Below are 2730 nucleotides of genomic sequence, written 5' to 3'. Positions count from 1 at the left end.
TGGTGTTCTTTTACATCAATTATGGCTACGTCTGATGCCAGCATACTTTTTAGAACACCACCAAATATTTATCTAAAACCAATTATCTGGTTTGGTCAAGGATATAAGCACCTGCACCACCTAGTGCAGCGCCACCTAGTGCGCCACGAGCGATGTCTTTACTGTTGCCGCCACTCTTGATAAGAGCGCCTGCAGCAGCACCAGCACCAGCACCTTTAGCAGTATTGCTTAAACCAGTGTTGTAGCCGTTAGATGCACAGCCGCCCATGATTAGAGCTGAGCTAGTAAGAGCAGTCATTGCGATAGTTTTAGCAAATTTCATGTTTTCACCTATTAATTGATTAAGTTTAAAATAAAGTACTCATCTTATGATAATCATCAATTGAGTACGGTCAATCTGTGTCAGGTATTCGAATGTCTTAAATAAGGTCACTTCAAATTAAAATCACTTCAAATAAAATTACTTTCCTAAATACATTCATACTAGGTCTAATGTTACCTGATTAGTATATATTTGGTCGTAGTAGAAACGCTAAGCTTTGCAAGCGAGATGTAAATGATGTTGCCATTATATGTCATTGGTAGGGGTTTCATTTAGGTTTCTTGTATTCATAGGGATAATACGCTAACTGTTTTTTAGGTTTCACGTAAAAGAATCCAAAAAAAAGACTGCACTAGAGCAGCCTTTTATAATAGAAACACCATTAGAATCACTATCTAGTTTTGAGATTTGCGTTTCATTTGTTCAAAAAATTCATCATTGGTCTTCGCCTCTTTTAAGCGATCCAATAAGAACTCAGTTGCTTGTACGCCATCCATTGGTTGTAGAAGCTTGCGTAGAATCCAAACTTTACGTAATTTGTCTTCATTGAGCAGACGCTCTTCGCGGCGTGTACCAGATTTTTTGATATTAATGGCAGGGAAAATACGTTTTTCAGCCAAATCACGCTCAAGCGTAATCTCTTGGTTTCCCGTTCCTTTGAATTCTTCGAAGATGACGCTATCCATTTTACTGCCAGTATCGATTAGTGCACTGGCAATGATAGTCAAGCTGCCGCCTTCTTCGACGTTACGAGCGGCACCAAAAAAGCGTTTTGGACGCTCTAACGCATTGGCATCCAAACCACCGGTTAATACTTTGCCCGATGAGGGAATAACGGTGTTATAAGCGCGGGCAAGGCGAGTAATAGAATCCAATAAGATAACAACATCTTGTTTGTGCTCGACCAAACGCTTGGCTTTTTCGATGACCATATCCGCAACTTGTACGTGACGTTGTGGCGGTTCATCAAAAGTCGAAGCGACGACTTCCCCGCGTACTGTGCGTTCCATCTCGGTCACTTCTTCTGGACGCTCATCAATCAATAGTACAATAAGGTAGCATTCAGGGTTGTTACGGGTAATTGACTGGGCGATGGTCTGTAGCAACATCGTTTTACCCGCTTTCGGCGGGGCAACGATAATAGAGCGTTGACCTTTACCGATTGGGGCGATTAGGTCAATGATGCGGCCAGTCAAGTCTTCAGTCGTACCGTTACCGAGTTCTAACTTTAGCTGCTCAGTTGGGAATAGCGGCGTTAAGTTTTCAAAGATAAGTTTATGACGTGAGCGATCTGGCGTATCAAAGTTGATTTCGCCAACCTTTAATAGTGCAAAATAACGCTCAGAATCTTTGGGTGGACGAATCGTGCCAGCGATACTGTCACCCGTTTTGAGACTGAAACGGCGAATTTGGCTAGGGCTGACATAGATATCATCAGGACCTGCTAAATAAGAGCCTTCTGATGAGCGCAAAAAGCCAAACCCGTCAGGAAGAACCTCAAGCACACCATCACCATAAATGGCCTCACCATTACGGGCATGGGTTTTTAGGATAGCAAAAATAATGTCTTGTTTACGGCTACGTGCCATATTATCAAGACCCATTTCCTTGGCTATAGCCAATAGCTCAGCGATTGATTTTTTCTTTAATTCAGTTAGATTCATAGATAGGTCATTAGCAATTGATCAGATGAGAGATGCCATTAGTAGCACAAGTCACGACAGTGATTAAAACAACGATATTATGGCGATAGAGGGTGTGTGCAGTGCTGGAATTTATGTAGTCTTGGTATTGTGTCTGCTTATGTATGCATTGCAAGCGTTTGATGCAAGGTTATAAATAAGGAGGATAAAGAGGCTACATAAGAGTCTGCGCCAAAAACTCAATATCAGTAATTGTATTTAGTCATTTCGTTAAGTAATGGTGTTTATAATGACGACTGTGTTTTTGTTGATAAACACGAGGAGAATAGCGACAAGATACTTAGGAAAACTGTTAGTTTTCTCTTGTCAGCAGACTATACGGTCTTCACAATAGTGTTGTCAATGAGTTTTGCCAAAAAAGTCATATAATTGAGTTTTTTGCATAAAAAACCAGCAAAAAAGCCATTGTCTCAGGGAGATAATGGCTTTTTCGTTTATTCTATTTGTAGCTGTGCTTGCGTAAAAACATCCGAAACAAGCTTATACCATCCACAAAAATTAGAGTAGCAAGGAAAACGAGTGTAAGTACTACGTCTTGTAAACTAAACGAGTTTGCAGCCACTAGTCGTACTTTTTGGGTTTAGTATTATTTTAGAGACCATCCCGAATTCTGTGTAACTGCCGTTTAGATTAAATGCTTGCTGATACGGTCATCAAACATAATCATAAAGCGATTTAAAGCAGACGTCCAGTTACGGATTGGCA

General features: G+C 40.7%; 2 protein-coding genes. Both read right to left on the bottom strand.

Annotated features, from left to right (window positions below; genetic code table 11):
* Positions 1-82: 82 nt before the first annotated feature.
* Positions 83-322, bottom strand: a complete 240-nt coding sequence (locus EI161_RS13925) for a hypothetical protein (RefSeq protein WP_192524030.1) — start codon at positions 320-322, stop codon at positions 83-85.
* A gap of 395 nt (positions 323-717) precedes the next feature.
* Positions 718-1986: a transcription termination factor Rho gene (gene rho / locus EI161_RS13920; RefSeq protein ID WP_192524029.1), complete on the bottom strand. Its 1269-nt coding sequence runs from the start codon at positions 1984-1986 to the stop codon at positions 718-720.
* Positions 1987-2730: the final 744 nt, after the last annotated feature.

The sequence above is a fragment of the Psychrobacter sp. FME5 genome (assembly GCF_014861375.1).
Classification (GTDB): Bacteria; Pseudomonadota; Gammaproteobacteria; order Pseudomonadales; family Moraxellaceae; genus Psychrobacter.
Note: the sequence above shows the minus strand (reverse complement) of the source record. Positions and strands in the feature narration are given on the sequence as shown.

Coding starts and splice junctions, on each gene's coding strand:
- EI161_RS13925 (WP_192524030.1), bottom strand. CDS start 322: ATGAAATTTGCTAAAACTATCGCAATGACTGCTCTTACTAGCTCAGCT.
- rho (WP_192524029.1), bottom strand. CDS start 1,986: ATGAATCTAACTGAATTAAAGAAAAAATCAATCGCTGAGCTATTGGCT.